The 14,574-nt window shown below is 41.9% G+C and carries 19 protein-coding genes and 2 pseudogenes; 11 read left to right on the top strand and 10 right to left on the bottom strand.

Annotated features, from left to right (window positions below; translation table 11 throughout):
- Positions 1–121 precede the first annotated feature (121 nt).
- The 4 genes from SB775_RS15335 to SB775_RS15320 form a co-directional block, all read right to left on the bottom strand.
- A complete protein-coding gene (locus SB775_RS15335) occupies positions 122–736 on the bottom strand; it encodes a PH domain-containing protein (protein WP_410862085.1) in 615 nt (204 codons plus the stop codon).
- Between the two features lie 28 nt (positions 737–764).
- Entirely contained in the window at positions 765–1,241 is a 477-nt protein-coding gene (locus tag SB775_RS15330; protein WP_089361856.1) for a GNAT family N-acetyltransferase, read from the bottom strand.
- Positions 1,242–1,423: 182 nt separating this feature from the next.
- Entirely contained in the window at positions 1,424–1,648 is a 225-nt protein-coding gene (locus tag SB775_RS15325) for a hypothetical protein (RefSeq protein WP_089361857.1), read from the bottom strand.
- 133 nt (positions 1,649–1,781) lie between these two features.
- Entirely contained in the window at positions 1,782–2,372 is a 591-nt protein-coding gene (locus SB775_RS15320) for a peptidylprolyl isomerase (protein WP_089361858.1), read from the bottom strand.
- Between the two features lie 178 nt (positions 2,373–2,550).
- Here SB775_RS15320 and kapB point away from each other — a divergent pair, with 178 nt between their 5' ends.
- On the top strand, positions 2,551–2,937 hold the full coding sequence (kapB, locus tag SB775_RS15315) for a kinase-associated lipoprotein KapB (protein ID WP_089361859.1): 387 nt from the start codon (positions 2,551–2,553) through the stop codon (positions 2,935–2,937).
- A 37-nt stretch (positions 2,938–2,974) separates the two neighbouring features.
- On the opposite strand, the gene kapD is transcribed toward kapB, so the two are convergent.
- Positions 2,975–3,598 (bottom strand): 3'-5' exonuclease KapD, encoded by a 624-nt coding sequence (gene kapD, locus SB775_RS15310; RefSeq protein ID WP_061465435.1) that lies wholly within the window; start codon positions 3,596–3,598, stop codon positions 2,975–2,977.
- A 466-nt stretch (positions 3,599–4,064) separates the two neighbouring features.
- Here kapD and SB775_RS15305 point away from each other — a divergent pair, with 466 nt between their 5' ends.
- The 3 genes and pseudogenes from SB775_RS15305 (at position 4,065) to SB775_RS15295 (ending at position 4,737) form a co-directional block, all read left to right on the top strand.
- The gene (locus SB775_RS15305) at positions 4,065–4,268 is read left to right on the top strand and encodes a hypothetical protein (RefSeq protein WP_089361860.1); all 204 of its coding nucleotides are present in this window, start codon (positions 4,065–4,067) and stop codon (positions 4,266–4,268) included.
- An 18-nt stretch (positions 4,269–4,286) separates the two neighbouring features.
- Positions 4,287–4,409, top strand: a pseudogene (locus tag SB775_RS15300) (transglycosylase domain-containing protein); the annotation flags it as partial.
- Positions 4,390–4,737 carry a transglycosylase domain-containing protein gene (locus SB775_RS15295; RefSeq protein WP_089362088.1) on the top strand — a complete coding sequence of 116 codons (348 nt, stop codon included), beginning with the start codon at positions 4,390–4,392 and terminating at the stop codon, positions 4,735–4,737. The pseudogene SB775_RS15300 and the gene SB775_RS15295, both read left to right, overlap by 20 nt.
- A gap of 381 nt (positions 4,738–5,118) precedes the next feature.
- On the opposite strand, the pseudogene SB775_RS15290 reads toward SB775_RS15295, so the two are convergent.
- A pseudogene (locus SB775_RS15290) lies at positions 5,119–5,229 on the bottom strand (hypothetical protein); the annotation flags it as partial.
- Positions 5,230–5,757: 528 nt separating this feature from the next.
- Here SB775_RS15290 and SB775_RS15285 point away from each other — a divergent pair.
- From SB775_RS15285 to mnhG, 7 genes are read left to right on the top strand one after another with little or no spacing between them, the layout of a single operon-like run.
- Complete coding sequence (locus tag SB775_RS15285) at positions 5,758–8,163, top strand: Na+/H+ antiporter subunit A (protein ID WP_410862084.1); 2,406 nt, start codon at positions 5,758–5,760, stop codon at positions 8,161–8,163.
- Positions 8,160–8,582 (top strand): Na(+)/H(+) antiporter subunit B, encoded by a 423-nt coding sequence (locus SB775_RS15280; protein WP_089361862.1) that lies wholly within the window; start codon positions 8,160–8,162, stop codon positions 8,580–8,582. Before SB775_RS15285 ends, SB775_RS15280 begins: the two co-directional genes overlap by 4 nt.
- Positions 8,582–8,923, top strand: a complete 342-nt coding sequence (locus SB775_RS15275; RefSeq protein ID WP_410862083.1) for a Na(+)/H(+) antiporter subunit C — start codon at positions 8,582–8,584, stop codon at positions 8,921–8,923. Before SB775_RS15280 ends, SB775_RS15275 begins: the two co-directional genes overlap by 1 nt.
- A complete protein-coding gene (locus tag SB775_RS15270; protein WP_410862082.1) occupies positions 8,916–10,397 on the top strand; it encodes a Na+/H+ antiporter subunit D in 1,482 nt (493 codons plus the stop codon). The genes SB775_RS15275 and SB775_RS15270 overlap by 8 nt, the downstream gene beginning before the upstream one ends.
- A gap of 6 nt (positions 10,398–10,403) precedes the next feature.
- The gene (locus SB775_RS15265) at positions 10,404–10,880 is read left to right on the top strand and encodes a Na+/H+ antiporter subunit E (RefSeq protein ID WP_410862081.1); all 477 of its coding nucleotides are present in this window, start codon (positions 10,404–10,406) and stop codon (positions 10,878–10,880) included.
- On the top strand, positions 10,880–11,164 hold the full coding sequence (locus SB775_RS15260) for a Na(+)/H(+) antiporter subunit F1 (RefSeq protein ID WP_061465443.1): 285 nt from the start codon (positions 10,880–10,882) through the stop codon (positions 11,162–11,164). Before SB775_RS15265 ends, SB775_RS15260 begins: the two co-directional genes overlap by 1 nt.
- Positions 11,148–11,486: a monovalent cation/H(+) antiporter subunit G gene (gene mnhG / locus SB775_RS15255; protein ID WP_410862080.1), complete on the top strand. Its 339-nt coding sequence runs from the start codon at positions 11,148–11,150 to the stop codon at positions 11,484–11,486. Before SB775_RS15260 ends, mnhG begins: the two co-directional genes overlap by 17 nt.
- Positions 11,487–11,540: 54 nt before the next feature.
- On the opposite strand, the gene SB775_RS15250 is transcribed toward mnhG, so the two are convergent.
- The 4 genes from SB775_RS15250 to SB775_RS15235 all read right to left on the bottom strand — a co-directional run bounded on the left by SB775_RS15250 (position 11,541) and on the right by SB775_RS15235 (position 14,563).
- Positions 11,541–12,260, bottom strand: a complete 720-nt coding sequence (locus tag SB775_RS15250) for an MOSC domain-containing protein (protein WP_410862079.1) — start codon at positions 12,258–12,260, stop codon at positions 11,541–11,543.
- Positions 12,261–12,358: 98 nt separating this feature from the next.
- The gene (locus SB775_RS15245) at positions 12,359–12,751 is read right to left on the bottom strand and encodes a hotdog fold thioesterase (protein WP_089361867.1); all 393 of its coding nucleotides are present in this window, start codon (positions 12,749–12,751) and stop codon (positions 12,359–12,361) included.
- Positions 12,752–12,889: 138 nt separating this feature from the next.
- Positions 12,890–13,453, bottom strand: coding sequence for a 5' nucleotidase, NT5C type (locus SB775_RS15240; protein WP_410862078.1), 564 nt, complete (start codon positions 13,451–13,453; stop codon positions 12,890–12,892).
- Between the two features lie 15 nt (positions 13,454–13,468).
- Positions 13,469–14,563 carry an FAD-dependent monooxygenase gene (locus SB775_RS15235; RefSeq protein ID WP_410862077.1) on the bottom strand — a complete coding sequence of 365 codons (1,095 nt, stop codon included), beginning with the start codon at positions 14,561–14,563 and terminating at the stop codon, positions 13,469–13,471.
- Between the last annotated feature and the right edge of the window lie 11 nt (positions 14,564–14,574).

Below are 14,574 nucleotides of genomic sequence, written 5' to 3'. Positions count from 1 at the left end.
AAAGCGAGCATCTGGAGGGGAAATCAACCACAACTCACTACCTGGTAAATAGCAACAAAGTATGTGAAAACAGCCATTAAAAAAGAAGGCGGACACATCGTTCCGTGTTCGCCTCCTTGTTTTAATTATTTATATATTTCTCAAAAACATAGCCAAAATCTTTAACATGGTACTTTTTCCGACTGTCCATCAACCATTCGAAAGCTGCGGAATTAATTTCCTTGAAACTTGCAGCCATTTGGCTTCCCTCTGTCCGAACCTGGTTCAAAGTGGAAGAAGCAAGGTTTACGCTTTGCTGTGCAAATTGAAGGGCATATTCATTCTCATGGCAAATTTCCGATATTTTAACTAATGATTTGAACAAGTCCTTTAATTCTTCAATGAACTTCTTATGGACATCAATGGAGAACGTCTTTGCACCGATCGTAAATTTAATTTCCGCATCCAAATCCACGGTCCCTGCCGTTTCAAGTGTTACGTTGGAAATATTGTACTGGCTGTAGCTATATCTTGTAAGTGTACGTTTTTTGCTTATGGCACTTGTCCCGTCCAAATGTATGAACGCTTGATTCGTGAAACAGTACTCATCGGTTTTCGATTTTATCAGGAAATAAATTTTTTCCTCGTCTTCATGCATGATATAGTCATCTGCATCCACCTTGTCATAATTGGCAGGGCTAATCACACTTCCAATATCACTAAGTCCAAGGGCATCAGCCGCAATTTTCTTAAACATCCCTATTCCCCCTATCAAAATTCAGGTATTACAAGTATTTCTCCAGTATTATCTCATCTCGGATAGGAATTCCCTCAAAACTGTAAAATGGTATTTCAGGTTTGATTTTCCGTGATTCTTCAACCGCATTTTTAACGATTTCCGCAATGACATAACCACGCTTTTGAAAAAACTTCAATGCCTGTAAATTATCGTTCGTTGTAATCGCTTTAATAGTATGGCAATTTTTCTCCTTGGCGGTATTTTCCATTACATAAAGCAATGATGAGCCCACTCCTTGATTCTCATGCTCACTATTCAAAGAAATGATTTGGCATACATGGTCGGACAATTTATACGTTCCCAACCCCATGATTTTTTCATTCTCGTCCATCACTCCAAAACCCTCAAGTTCCGCATAATGAAACAAACCTCTTGAAAAAACGACTTGAGTCGTCTCCCAGTGCTGAATGAAAAAACTCTTAACTGTATCCGTCGCAATCATTCTTTTAGCTACGATTTGCATAACTATTTACGCCCCCAAAGTTTCTATCTCTATGCTTATAGTATAAATTGCTTATGCTGATAAGGGAACAGTTTATTCATTTAGGTCCTTTACGGCCTTCTAACAAAACATAATACCATTCATATTCTAATTAGCAAAAAAAAAGGCTGGAACTCTATTGAATCCACTCGCATCTTCCGGAATCAAGAAATAGTATCATCCTTTATACGCTGGTTCCTTTTAGTGACTTCATCTTCGAATTGCTTAGTTTTCAGTTCTTCTTTTTTTGAATATCTTATAATTGCCCTCATCGTTAAAACGGCTGCTACTAAAAAGATGAAGCATGTTATACCTGCAGAGATATATTCAGTCTTGTCTTCTGGAAAGTAAAGAAACAAACCTAGTAAAGTATGATTGAGAAAGTCCATTCGATACATCCTTCCTGATAGGAATTAAAATGCTTTATCCCATTATATCAATTGCCAGAACAATCCACTAGTGGAGCAAATCCGCTAAAACCTAAAAAAACGAGAGGCACTAAGCCCCCCGCTTCTCTTTTATTTATAAAATGGTGATTCCTTTAATGACTACATCCACTGCTGGCTTGTCTCCCGCAACTGTCTCTACATTAGCAATCGTATCAACAACGTCCAGGCCTTCGACCACCTGTCCAAAAACAGAGTGTTTATGGTCCAGCCATGGTGTGCCGCCTTGTTCCATATAAGCGTTGATGATTTCTTCCGGATAACCGGCTTCCTTCATCTGCTCACCCATCCTGCTGTCTACATGCTGGGCCTGTACGACGAAGAATTGGCTGCCATTTGTTCCCGGGCCTGCATTTGCCATGGAAAGAGCTCCACGCAAATTGAATAATTGCATGGAGAACTCGTCCTCAAATGGAGCTCCCCAAATACTTTCTCCCCCCATTCCAGTACCTGTCGGATCTCCGCCTTGAAGCATGAAATCCTTGATGACACGGTGGAAGATGATTCCTTCGTAGTAACCGTTTTCAGCATGAGTCATGAAATTTTCCACTGTCTTTGGAGCCAGCTCAGGGAATAATTTAATTTTAATATCGCCCATCGTCGTTTGCATGATGACCGCTTTTTCATTTTCCAAAACTTCACTTGTTAATTGCGGGAAATTTGTCATTGTATATACCCTCTTTCTTTTTTTAAATAAATGGCCTGTAACGCCATTTTCCATCTTCATTTGTACACTTTACACGATTTTCATAAAAAAAGCATCTTTGCGAAATTGAACGAATTCGCTGTGAAAAATCGTTGTTCTTATGTATCATGAAGGAAGTTAAAAGAAAGGTGGTAGGGAAATGTCAGAACAGGATTTTAAAATCGGCGATAAGGTTACCGCCATATATAAAACCGGAAAATACATCGGGGAAATCACCGATATCAGACCTGCTGCATATCTTGTTAAAGTGTTGGCTGTCATGAAGCATCCCATGCAGGGGGATCTTCATAACCCGAAGCAAACAGAAGTGTCCATGTTCCATCAGCGGCGTGCTCTTGCATTCCGGGAGCAAACCAATGTACCTAAGAATATGGTAAGGGGCTTTGAAGAGGAAATTCCTGAGTATAAGGAGTCCTTAAGAGAAGCTGTTGAGAAAATGAAACACACCTTAAGCGAAGCAAACACAGAGTGGAATGATAAAAGCTTACAGCTGCTTGAAGATCTGGCGGCGGATTATTTCAAATAAAGCATAAAAGCCAAATCAGTAGTATATGATTTGGCTTTTATAACGCTAAATGATTCAATACCTTTGATAAATCAATGCGATCGCCAATTGTCGTCGGTTCATGATTTTGCATATAACTTTTATCTTTCTCTACTAACTTAAATATATTATATGTCGTAATTGCATCATCCAACGCCCTGTGATGCTTGCCTGTCCCTTCCTTGCCATAGGCCTGTACAGCCTTCCAAAGTCCGGTCTGATTTTGATCTCCGAAAAAGCGTTTATACTCCAGGCAAAGATCTATTTGTTTTCCTGAAAAAGGGAAATCCAATCCTGATTTCTGACAGTTCTGGCGAAGTACCTTCATGTCCATATTCCCCCAAGTCACAATCGTCGTCGGGTGCTGCTCATCTATTTTCTTCAATAAAGAAATCAACTCTTCAAATGAAATCCCCCGGTCCACCTGATCTTGGGTAATATTCAAGAACTTCTTGCATCTCCCCGTTAGGACTGGAAATTTCAATGGGTTAACAAAAGAAGAGAATTGTTCCTGAATTGTCTCATTAATGACGCTGACTAAACCGACCTCAATGATTTCTGGATAAAAACCTACTGGATTCGCTTTTCCTTCCGGCATCGTAAATTCAAAATCAATGAATACATATTGCTGTTGTTCCTCCATTTTAATGACCCCCTTCTTATTCTTGACGTCAACATACAAACAAAAATTGGTTTTTATTTTCTCATGAGAATATTATAACAGAAGATTTAGAAAGTTTTTCATTGGATCATATTACACCATTCAGATACGACTTCTGCCATCATTCTTGATTTACTCAAAACTATATATTATTTTCCTTAATTGGTTTTTAGTATTTGGACGAACCGAAAGTACCATTCTTTAATCCCTGCATTATCGCCAAGAATATACTAAAAATATATTAGTTAGGCAGTTGAACTATGCGCACGTATCTTGGTTATAGCACGATTTTCTTCACAGTTCCTGTATTGTCCTTTTCATTTTCCTTTCCTATCACAAGTGATCCTTAGCCCAAACTCCCTATCATGTACTTAACGGGCGAATCCCATTGATTCGATAGAGCTGGCTCAGGACTAATTACATGACGGCTGCAAATGGAAAGTGATCAGTGAAATTTCCAATGGTGAAAAACGGACTTACCTTAAACTTGATGGCATCCCCTTTTTCTGGAAAACCATTTCCCTTTCAGCATAACGGAGGATCACAAATTTTTATGATCATGCAGGTGTTGGCCTGTCCGGCATGGAAGGCGCATCTTATCAATTCACAAAATAAAACAATCGAACAAGGCGGCAGTACCATTACCCAGTAATTCACCAGGAGTGTTTGCCTTTCCCATGAAAGGACGTATAACCGAAAACTTAATGAACTCTTTTACGCCTATCAATTAGAGCGAAAAAATTCAAAACCGGAAATCATGGAGCTATATTTGAATACGATATATTTCCAGTAATGGATCATATGGAATCGAAGCTGCCTCCCAGTATTATTTCAGTAAACCGACTGGGAAGTTATCAAAGGCAGAACTCACCTTACTGGCAGTAATCCTTAATAATCCGAAAAACTATAAACTCTTAATGTGCCGAAGATCGGAAGTACGATTAAATTGGACTTGTCCACCTCGGTCGACTTATTATCCCGATTACGTGACATATGCTCATCAGGAATTGAAAAGCCTAGTGACATCCTCTGAAGGTCTCATAACATCCCTGCAAGGTTCTGATGCGGCTATACGCCATCAGGTGAGGCAGAGCTGGATAAAAGGATTGAAAAGCTTTTGATTCCGGTGTAACCATCCATACCGCACTCGATACCAAGCTGTAAACTAAAGCCCAAGACTGCTGTACAATCAAAAATCGGTGCAATGATATCGAGGAAGCTTTAGTGGTTATACAGCATCATACGCACGAGCTTGTCTCTTTGATTGGGGAAAAGGATTATAAAAAAAATTCTTTCAATCGGGCATACCAAAACTATCGGCAGCCAGGGTCAGCCATTAACCCCACTCCTTGATTCTGCCCCCCTATATAGAAGAAACGGATGCTGACATCAATCAGCCAGTTAGCGGAGCAAGCTATTGAGCAAAAACCATTGTCCAAAGAATTATAGCGGTGACAGCTATGCGTTGGACACACTAAGTACTGCCTTTGCTCAGTCCTATATCACATCCGCCATAAGGATGTATTGAACAATGAATAAGCACCGCCAATTACATATATGACAGATTCCCTTCTTACACTGTTCAGTGTTTTACCTTCCGAAGCCTTGGAAAGGAATAATAAAGACTGCTACATATAGTATCGGAGATCAACTTCAATCCGGCAAAAACCATAAAAAATTTAGGAGCAATACGATCAGCAGATTTGTAAATAACATGAGCATTTGCATTTTCCCATAAATGGCAAAGGAGAGGCTGAATAGTAGGATTGAAATGATTGGAAAGTAGCTAAGTAAATAAGCGTTTTTCATGAATTCTCCATCCATGCATCCTTTTCCCCACATTATGCAAACCATTCCACTTTTTAACAATGAATTCTCTACTAATTCACCCTTTAAAACTTTTAAATTAAAATTTTTCGGGACGATTTCCCCTCCTTTTCTACCTATATATAAAAATCCATTTTAGTCGGCCTTCACTGTTCTTAAAGCCATGCAAACCCACATAAATTGCGTTATACTTTTAAGCGAGGCCAGTATTCGAATCAAAAATACATATTCAACGAAGGTTCTCTAACGTCTAAGATTGCGTAAAAAAAGCATACTAAGACGGATGACTTCGTTTTAAAAAAGGGGGGGAGTTTATGTCTTTACTGCATTGGGCGGTATTATCACCGTTTCTATTTGCACTTATTGTACCAATATTATACAAACTATTCCGACAAATACATACAGGATGGTTTGTATTGATTTTACCGATTCTCCTTTTCACCTATTTTTCAAGGTTCATTTCCTTGACCAAACAAGGGGATATCATTACGGAAAGGGCTGCATGGATTCCTTCACTCGGAATTCATATTGATTTCTATGTAGATGGACTAGGACTTTTGTTCGCCTTGCTCATTACAGGGATAGGTTCACTTGTCGTTCTGTATTCGGTTTTCTATTTATCGAAAGAGAAAGAAAAGCTGAACCAATTTTACGTCTTCCTTTTGCTTTTCATGGGAGCGATGCTGGGCGTCGTCCTTTCCGATAATCTAATTGTCCTTTATTCATTTTGGGAATTCACGAGTTTATCATCTTTTCTATTGATAGGATATTGGAACGAAAGGGAGCGTTCACGTTATGGAGCGCAGAAATCCCTGCTGATCACCGTGCTTGGAGGCTTAAGCCTGCTTGGAGGAATCATTCTCCTTTCCATTATGGGGAACACATTCAGTATACGTGAATTGATAGCACAAACCGGGGAACTTATGGACCACTCGCTCTTCATTCCTGCACTTTTGCTTGTGCTGCTTGGCGCATTCACCAAATCCGCACAGTTCCCGTTCCATATCTGGCTTCCTGACGCGATGGAAGCTCCGACACCTGTCAGCGCTTACCTTCATTCCGCGACAATGGTCAAGGCCGGAATTTATCTGGTTGCCCGCTTAAGTCCTATTTTTGCGGAATCCGGATTATGGTTCTGGCTCGTTTCGATTGCCGGATTGATTACCTTGTTCTGGGGCTCATTCTCTGCAATCAAGCAGACTGATTTAAAGGGGATTCTCGCTTTTTCCACCATCAGTCAGCTCGGATTGATCATGTCGCTTTTGGGACTTGGTGCGGCGGCTCTCCACTATGATTCGTTAGGGGAAAATATATATTTGGCAGCCACGGTTGCAGCAGTATTCCACCTAATTAATCATGCGACCTTTAAAGGCAGCCTTTTCATGGTTGCAGGCATCATTGATCATGAAACCGGTACTCGTGATATCAGGAAGCTTGGCGGATTGATGCAGTTGATGCCGATTACTTTCACCGTCGCCGCCATAGGTGCTTTTTCAATGGCTGGCCTTCCGCCCTTCAATGGTTTTTTAAGTAAGGAAATGTTCTTGGCCAGCATGGTGCATGTATTGGAATTGAATATCTTCAATATGGAGACATGGGGCATACTGTTCCCTGTTATAGCATGGGTTGCCAGTGTATTCACTTTTATTTACAGCATGATCGTCGTGCTCAAGCCCTTTACAGGCAAACTTCAGTTACAACTATTGGACAAGAAGCCCCACGAGGCACCGATCGGGATGTTGATTTCCCCGATCATCCTTGCTTCGTTGGTCATCATTTTTGGTATTTTTCCAAACTTGCTATCTTCATCGATCATTGAACCTGCGGTAGCTAGCATACAGCCAAGCTTGGCGGGTCCGGATTTCCAAGTCCATATCGAATTCTGGCATGGATTTAAACCTGAATTTTGGATGACGGTCGGCATCATTGCATCTGGAATCATTTTATACAAAACGTTTCCGAGGTGGCAAAAGATCCACCAGTGGATGCCTGAACGTTTATCCCTGAATGCTCTTTATGATAACGGGATAAAGGGGCTGGAACGATCAGCATCCTCCGTCATGAAATTTTTAATGACAGGTTCGATTCGGACGTATTTGCTTTCCATATTCCTTTTCTTCATTCTTTCATTGGGCTTTACACTCTATTGGAAGGATGCCTTTAAATTGGATACAGGAAATCTTGCCCCGATCGGCTTATATGAATTGGTATTAGCGGCAATCATCGTGATTAGCTCGATCGCCATCTTGTTTGCAAGATCCCGTTTAACTTCCATTATCATTCTAGGAGCGGTCGGTTATACGATTTCCCTATTTTTCGTTTTGCTGCGGGCACCGGATTTAGCCTTGACTCAACTGGTCATCGAAACGATTTCGGTATCCCTGTTTTTGCTCTGTTTCTTCCACCTTCCGTTAATGGCAAGCAGAAAGGAAGAACGGATGACATTCAGGTTGAATAACGCCCTGATATCCATTGGTGTAGGAGTCATCGTGACACTGATTGCCTTATCCGCACATAGCAATAAACTATTTGATTCCATATCAAGTTACTATCTTGAAAATGCTTATAAGGAAGCAGGCGGGAAAAACGTCGTAAATGTCATTCTTGTTGACTTCCGCGGACTTGATACGATGTTTGAAATCAGTGTCCTTTCCATCGCTGCGCTCGGAATATTCGCGATGATCAAATTGCGTTTGACAGGGGGGAGAAATAAATCATGAAGCAAAATGACCTGATTCTCCAAACGGTTACGAAAGTCGCCGCCTTTGTTATCCTGCTTTTTGCGGTAGCCATCTTTTTAGGAGGGCATTATTCGCCAGGAGGCGGGTTTGTCGGCGGTTTAATGACTTCAGCTGCCATAGTCTTGCTGTTGCTCGCTTTCGACATTAAAACCGTCGCAGGGATCTTGCCGATTGACTATAAGCTAATGATTGGTTCAGGCTTGCTCATATCAAGCCTGACTGTTGCCGGCGGGTTATTTTTCGGGGTGCCGCTCATGACACATGTATATCATTATATCGATTTGCCTCTTCTTGGGCACATCTCGCTTCATACCGCGGTACTGTTTGATCTGGGTGTTTATCTTGTGGTTGTTGGTGTAACGATGACCATTATTCAAACGATAGGGGAGAGTGAATAATGGAACTTTTAATGGCCATTGTCGTTGGAATACTATTTATGTGTGCGACCTATTTAATGCTTTCAAAAAGCATTTTAAGAATCATAATCGGTACTGGACTGCTCAGTCACGGCGCCCACCTTTTGATTTTGACGATGGGCGGCCTGAAAGGCGATTCCGTTCCATTGCTAAGTGATAAAGTTGCATCCTATGTCGATCCGCTTCCGCAAGCGCTTATCTTGACTGCGATCGTCATTAGTTTCGGAGTCACATCATTTCTGCTGGTTCTTGCTTACCGGACCTACCAGGAACTCGGTACTGATGACATGGAAGAAATGAGAGGTACGAAAACGAATGAATAATCTTACTTTCATGCCTGTTTTATGGCCGCTTTTCACAGCCATCTTTCTTATTTTCTTTTCAAAAAAAATCAAGCTGCAAAGAGGGATATCCCTTTTTTCCTCTCTTATAGGAATTGCGATTTCCCTTTATCTAGTGTTCTCGGTTCATACTCATGGGATCTTGACTCTCGGTGTCGGCAGCTGGGATGCGCCATTCGGGATCGTGATCGTCGCAGACATGCTTTCTTCGCTGCTGGTCCTGACCACGAATATCATTGGATTTGCCATACTGCTTTACTCGTTTTACTCCATAGGTGAAGAACGTGAAAGACACTATTATTATCCTGTATTTCAATTCTTGCTGATTGGTGTTAACGGTGCTTTCCTTACGGGGGACCTTTTCAATCTATTCGTCTTTTTCGAAGTCATGCTGATGGCTTCTTACGTGCTGCTTGTACTGGGGGGGACGAAAATCCAACTGAGGGAATCATTGAAGTATATCATCGTCAATGTGCTTTCCTCGTCCTTTTTCGTCATCATGGTGGCGTACCTTTATTCAGTTCTAGGTACATTGAACATGGCGGACATCAGTCAAAGGATAGCGGAGGTAAACCAGCCTGGAATCATCTCGGTGATAGCAATTGGCTTCTTGATCGTATTCGGTTTGAAGGGAGCCATTTTCCCGCTATTCCAATGGCTTCCTGGGTCCTATTATGCTCCACCAATCCCGGTGATGGCACTATTCGGGGCATTGCTGACAAAGGTCGGGATATATTCCATTTTCAGGACCTATACACTCATGTTTTACCATGACCAGGATTTCACTCATACTTTCCTTGCGATACTTGCGATCTTGACCATCATCATCGGTGTCATTGGTGCGATAGCCTATTGGGATGTTAAAAAAATCATCATTTACAATATCATCATCGCCGTCGGGGTTATCATTTTCGGCATCTCCGTCATGAATGAACAGGCCTTATCGGGCTCCATCCTATATATCATTCATGACATGCTGATCAAGGCTGCGCTCTGCCTGCTGGTTGGCATCATGATCAAAATCAGCGGATCGGATGATTTACGGGATATGGGCGGCTTGATCAAGCGATACCCGGCCCTTGCATGGACTTTCTTCATAGCTGCCATATCATTGGCGGGAATACCACCATTCAGCGGTTTTGCCGGTAAGCTTTTGATTCTTCAGGGAGCTGCAGAAAAAGGGGCCTACTTTGGAATGGCCGTTGTCTTACTTTCTAGCTTGATGGTTCTATATTCCGTTATGAAAATATTCATGAATGGCTTCTGGGGAACCCCAAAAGCTGATTATGCCTTAACTAATAATACGGTGAATAAAATGCTGGTTCCTGCCGTCCTCCTTGTTATCATTTCCGTTTTATTCGGAGTAGGAACAGAATCGATTTACCCATTCATTACACAAGCTGCAGAAACATTAATCAATCCCGATATTTATATTAAAGCGGTTTTAAAGGAGTAGTGCCTGATGTCATTCCAAATTTTACTGAATGTGTTCCTTGCGTTTATCTGGATGTTTTTGAAAAATGAGTTTAACGGGAGCACTTTTATCATCGGATATGTATTGGGGCTCGGCATCATGTTCGTCTTCCGTCATTTTTTCAATGGCCCTTTTTACCTGAACAGGGTGAATGCCGTCGTTCAATTGCTGCTTATATTCGCAAGGGAACTCTTACTTTCCAACGTTAGCGTCCTTAAGGTCGTGCTTAAACCGAGCCTTGATATGAGACCTGGCATATTCGCATTCGAAACCGCGCTAACTAAGGATTGGGAAATTACGATACTATCGAATTTAATTACACTGACACCAGGAACACTTGTCGTTGAAGTATCGGAGGATAATCGGATTCTTTATATCCATGCGATGGATATTGCCGACAAAGAAGAAGCCGTGGACAGCATTAAAAATACATTTGAAAAGGCGATCATGGAGGTGAGCAAATAATGTTCGATCTTATACTTAAAATCGCGTTGCTCGGTGTTTCGCTTTCCATGATAGGATTCTTATACCGTTTAATCAAAGGGCCTTCTGTACCGGATCGGGTCGTCGCGCTCGATGCGATGGGAATAAATCTTATCGCAATCGTTGCACTTGTATCCATTGTCATGGATACAAGCGCTTATCTGGAAGCCATTCTTCTGCTCGGAATCCTATCTTTCATCGGAACGGTCGCTTTCGCCAAATTCCTTGAGAAAGGGGAGATTATCGAAAATGACCGCAATCGTTGAAATACTTTCAGCCTTATTCCTTTTAATGGGGGTCTTTCTCTTTTTAGTCTCGGCTTTCGGAGTCATCCGTCTGCCCGACGTCTATACAAGAAATCACGCTGCCTCAAAAAGCTCGACACTTGGAATCATGTTCATCCTGATTGGCACCTTGTTATATTTTTATTATAAACATAGCCTTTTCGATTTCCGGGTCGTGCTCGCGATCATCTTTATCTTCATGACCAGCCCTGTTGCCGGGCATTTAATCAATCGCTCGGCTTACCATTCAGGCGTTAAAATGTGGGATCGAAGTGTCCAGGATGATTTAAAGAAAACCCGGTGATTCCTGCCATTGCAAAAGAGCTGCCCTGATTACAGGAGCAGCTCTTTTCATGTATCAATCCTTTAAAAATACTTGGTCCCCTAAACTGATTTCACCCGTACGGATGACCGAGGCATATACGCCAAAATGATTGTTCCTTTCCTTGACGACAGTTTTCAAGAGTGATGAATCTCTTTGGGAATCGCTTGGATTGACTGTTATGATCATACAACGCTCACAACGCCTTTTTATCTCCAATTCTACATCATTTCCAATCAGAATCCTTTTTCCGAACCATTGCTCTTCTAAAAAGGGTGTTTTGTCCACTAAAGATAGCACCAAATTTTGCCTGAATCTCCTGCCATCCACTTCTTTTCCCCAAAGCTTTTTCAATTCGCCAATCGAGGCATCACTGACAAGCAGGATGTTTTCTTCCTCAATCGCACCGAACGGGATATGTGCAGGCGGATAAACAACGGATGTTGCCTCCTGTTTCAACAACCGTTCCATTTCCTCCTTAAAGGCCTCTTCACCCCAAGCCAGCACGTTTCCTGAAGGGGTCTTCACTTTTATTTCCGGATATTGTTCAAGGGTTTCCTCACCAGAAAAAACAGCTTGATAACGGACCATTTCAGGAACTTGGGTTATCGTTAGGAACTTCCCGTGCTTGTCTTTAAAGGCATGACTGCGATCTCCATATAGCCCATAGTCCATCACCTTCGTTTTCTGTACATGCTCACCGGTGAATGATTTTACAGGATGGCGGGTGATTTCTTGTATATGACCAACCAGCATAAGAAAACTCCTTTCAAACAATAGTCTACTGCCCTATTATACTTAAACCGGACACTGTAAAATCATTACGTTACATTTCAAAGCGATAGTTCCCTGATTCACTTTGGTAAGTCGATAACGGCCAATGTACAGCGTGAAATGCAGATAAGACGATCCTCTTCATCACGGATTTTCACGTCCCATACCATCGTCGTCTTCCCGCGATGGATTATGTTCCCTTCTGCTGTAACCAAACCAGAGCGGACGCTCCTTACATGGTTGGCATTGATTTCAAGACCGACGACAGCTTGTTTTGTCCTATCTACAAGCTGGATTCCGCCAAAACTCGCAACGGATTCCGCAAGGGCAACGGACGCCCCCCCATGCAATAATCCATACGGCTGCCTAGTTCGTTCATCCACCGGCATCGTCGCAATGACTTTCCCATCACTGATTTCCTTCATTTCTATCCCAAGCGTGCCTATCAAAGAACTTTCAATATTTCTCTCCATCCCAATACCCCCAACTCTTATGTTTTTTTCTACAACGAATTGATTCTTAAATTCCAAAAATGAATAACCATTCATTATAGTATACATAAAAAGGATGACTCAAGTCTATTCAAGTCATCCCTCATTATGAGAATTCGATTATTTGGAGAGTATTTCTTTTAATTCAAACCAGCTTGTCAGTCTTGGAATATCCAAATCCCTGTTATAGGAGTTATCCATTGCATACACTTTCGTTGGGATATCCAATAAAGTTTCCAGCACTGCCGGTTTATCATCAAAATAATAATCCAATTCCAATCTGCGAATCGTATCAATTTTTTCATGATCCTTCATGCCGCAGTAAAATTGGTCATCCTTAACGGGAAAGCCGTTTTCAATCAACCATTTTTTCGTCCGTTCACCATGCTCCGCTTTTCTGGCTGTGATGTAATAGACTTCATGGCCATCGCGTTCAAGCTCCTGCAGCGTTTCCACTGCTCCCTCGAAAGCTGGACAGGATGAATAATACACTTCCTCGGAAAGGCTGTTCCACATCTTGCCCCCAGCCTCTTTATCAAGCCCGAAAGCTTCATGGATCTCTAACGTCTTTAAAGCTCTGAATTTCGTTAACTCTATGTTCTTATTAAGCTTTTTATTATAAAGGTGGAAAGCGAACTCCCTCAAATTAATAAGGGTATCGTCAATATCAAAACCGAATTTCATATCCTTCACTCCTATTCAAACATTAGCGGCAAACTGTGCTGCGAAGGAAATTTCCTTGTCCACCTGCATGGCCTGTAATCTTTCAATTTCGGCTTTTCTTTCCGGTTCAGCGATTTTAAGTCCAAGGAAGCCAGTATCCTCCCACATGATGCATCCTTTAATAAGATCGGCTAATATATCGGCATCTTTCATGGCACAATTGAGTCCAAACGCACCTGTAGGCGTCATCGTATGGGCTGCATCACCCAATAAAGCAACGCCATCCTTTGTCCACGTTTCACAATAGCTGCTGTAAACATCCAATATAATGAAGTCATTCCAAGAGCGGATATTTTCACACACAACCTTTTTTAGTTCAGGAAAGGCGATAAGCAAATCTTCAATGAATGGCTCAAAGGGCTGTTTTCGCAAATGGGGAAATGAACCATGTTCTATATTCCATCCAATTTGGATGAAACCTCCAGCCTGGGTGAAGAGGGCAACCTGGGAGTCATTGACCAATGCCATCTTGATCGAGGGCTTCCACCCCTCTGGAGCGGGAATTTTTGCCCACAGTAAATCATAGCCATGATTTTTAATAACTACTGGTATCCCCGCTTTTTTTCGAACCATGGAAAATCTGCCGTCCGCTCCGATTATCAATGAACTATGCACTTCCAGGTCATTTCCATCCTTTCGGGCCTTAACACCCGAAAACCGGCCCATTTCATTCTGAATCAAGTCCGTAACCCTCGTATTCATCATCAATTGAAAAGAGTCCAGCTTTTCAGCTTCACTCAATATAGCAGTAAGCAGATGATTCTGAGGGACATGTATCCCAACATGATCTACCGGCAATTCTGGGAAAATCCTTTTAAACATTTGGCCGTCATGCCAATATTCAATTTGTTCCATCCTAAGCAAGCCAAGCCTTTTCACACTCTCGAATAAACCGTGCTTTTTCAGAATGCCTTCTCCTTCTTCGTTCAGGAATTCGCCCCTGAACTCCCGTGCAACTTCAGAATGCCTCTCGAGCAGGACGACTGAAATGTCCTGTTTGGCCAATAGATAGGCTAGCAGCGCTCCTCCAGGCCCCGATCCGACTATGCATACATCTGACTTAACCATCATGCCTATCACCT

This window comes from Peribacillus sp. SIMBA_075 (assembly GCF_046534585.1).
This window is presented reverse-complemented; position numbering and strand designations above follow the sequence as displayed.

Bases quoted from the DNA above. Each gene is read 5' to 3' on its own strand.
- SB775_RS15335 (WP_410862085.1), bottom strand. From the start codon at position 736: ATGTTTAAGAAAATTGCGGCTGATGCCCTTGGACTTAGTGATATTGGA.
- SB775_RS15330 (WP_089361856.1), bottom strand. From the start codon at position 1,241: ATGCAAATCGTAGCTAAAAGAATGATTGCGACGGATACAGTTAAGAGT.
- SB775_RS15325 (WP_089361857.1), bottom strand. From the start codon at position 1,648: ATGGACTTTCTCAATCATACTTTACTAGGTTTGTTTCTTTACTTTCCA.
- SB775_RS15320 (WP_089361858.1), bottom strand. From the start codon at position 2,372: ATGACAAATTTCCCGCAATTAACAAGTGAAGTTTTGGAAAATGAAAAA.
- kapB (WP_089361859.1), top strand. From the start codon at position 2,551: ATGTCAGAACAGGATTTTAAAATCGGCGATAAGGTTACCGCCATATAT.
- kapD (WP_061465435.1), bottom strand. From the start codon at position 3,598: ATGGAGGAACAACAGCAATATGTATTCATTGATTTTGAATTTACGATG.
- SB775_RS15285 (WP_410862084.1), top strand. From the start codon at position 5,758: ATGTCTTTACTGCATTGGGCGGTATTATCACCGTTTCTATTTGCACTT.
- SB775_RS15280 (WP_089361862.1), top strand. From the start codon at position 8,160: ATGAAGCAAAATGACCTGATTCTCCAAACGGTTACGAAAGTCGCCGCC.
- SB775_RS15275 (WP_410862083.1), top strand. From the start codon at position 8,582: ATGGAACTTTTAATGGCCATTGTCGTTGGAATACTATTTATGTGTGCG.
- SB775_RS15270 (WP_410862082.1), top strand. From the start codon at position 8,916: ATGAATAATCTTACTTTCATGCCTGTTTTATGGCCGCTTTTCACAGCC.
- SB775_RS15265 (WP_410862081.1), top strand. From the start codon at position 10,404: ATGTCATTCCAAATTTTACTGAATGTGTTCCTTGCGTTTATCTGGATG.
- SB775_RS15260 (WP_061465443.1), top strand. From the start codon at position 10,880: ATGTTCGATCTTATACTTAAAATCGCGTTGCTCGGTGTTTCGCTTTCC.
- mnhG (WP_410862080.1), top strand. From the start codon at position 11,148: ATGACCGCAATCGTTGAAATACTTTCAGCCTTATTCCTTTTAATGGGG.
- SB775_RS15250 (WP_410862079.1), bottom strand. From the start codon at position 12,260: ATGCTGGTTGGTCATATACAAGAAATCACCCGCCATCCTGTAAAATCA.
- SB775_RS15245 (WP_089361867.1), bottom strand. From the start codon at position 12,751: ATGGAGAGAAATATTGAAAGTTCTTTGATAGGCACGCTTGGGATAGAA.
- SB775_RS15240 (WP_410862078.1), bottom strand. From the start codon at position 13,453: ATGAAATTCGGTTTTGATATTGACGATACCCTTATTAATTTGAGGGAG.
- SB775_RS15235 (WP_410862077.1), bottom strand. From the start codon at position 14,563: ATGATGGTTAAGTCAGATGTATGCATAGTCGGATCGGGGCCTGGAGGA.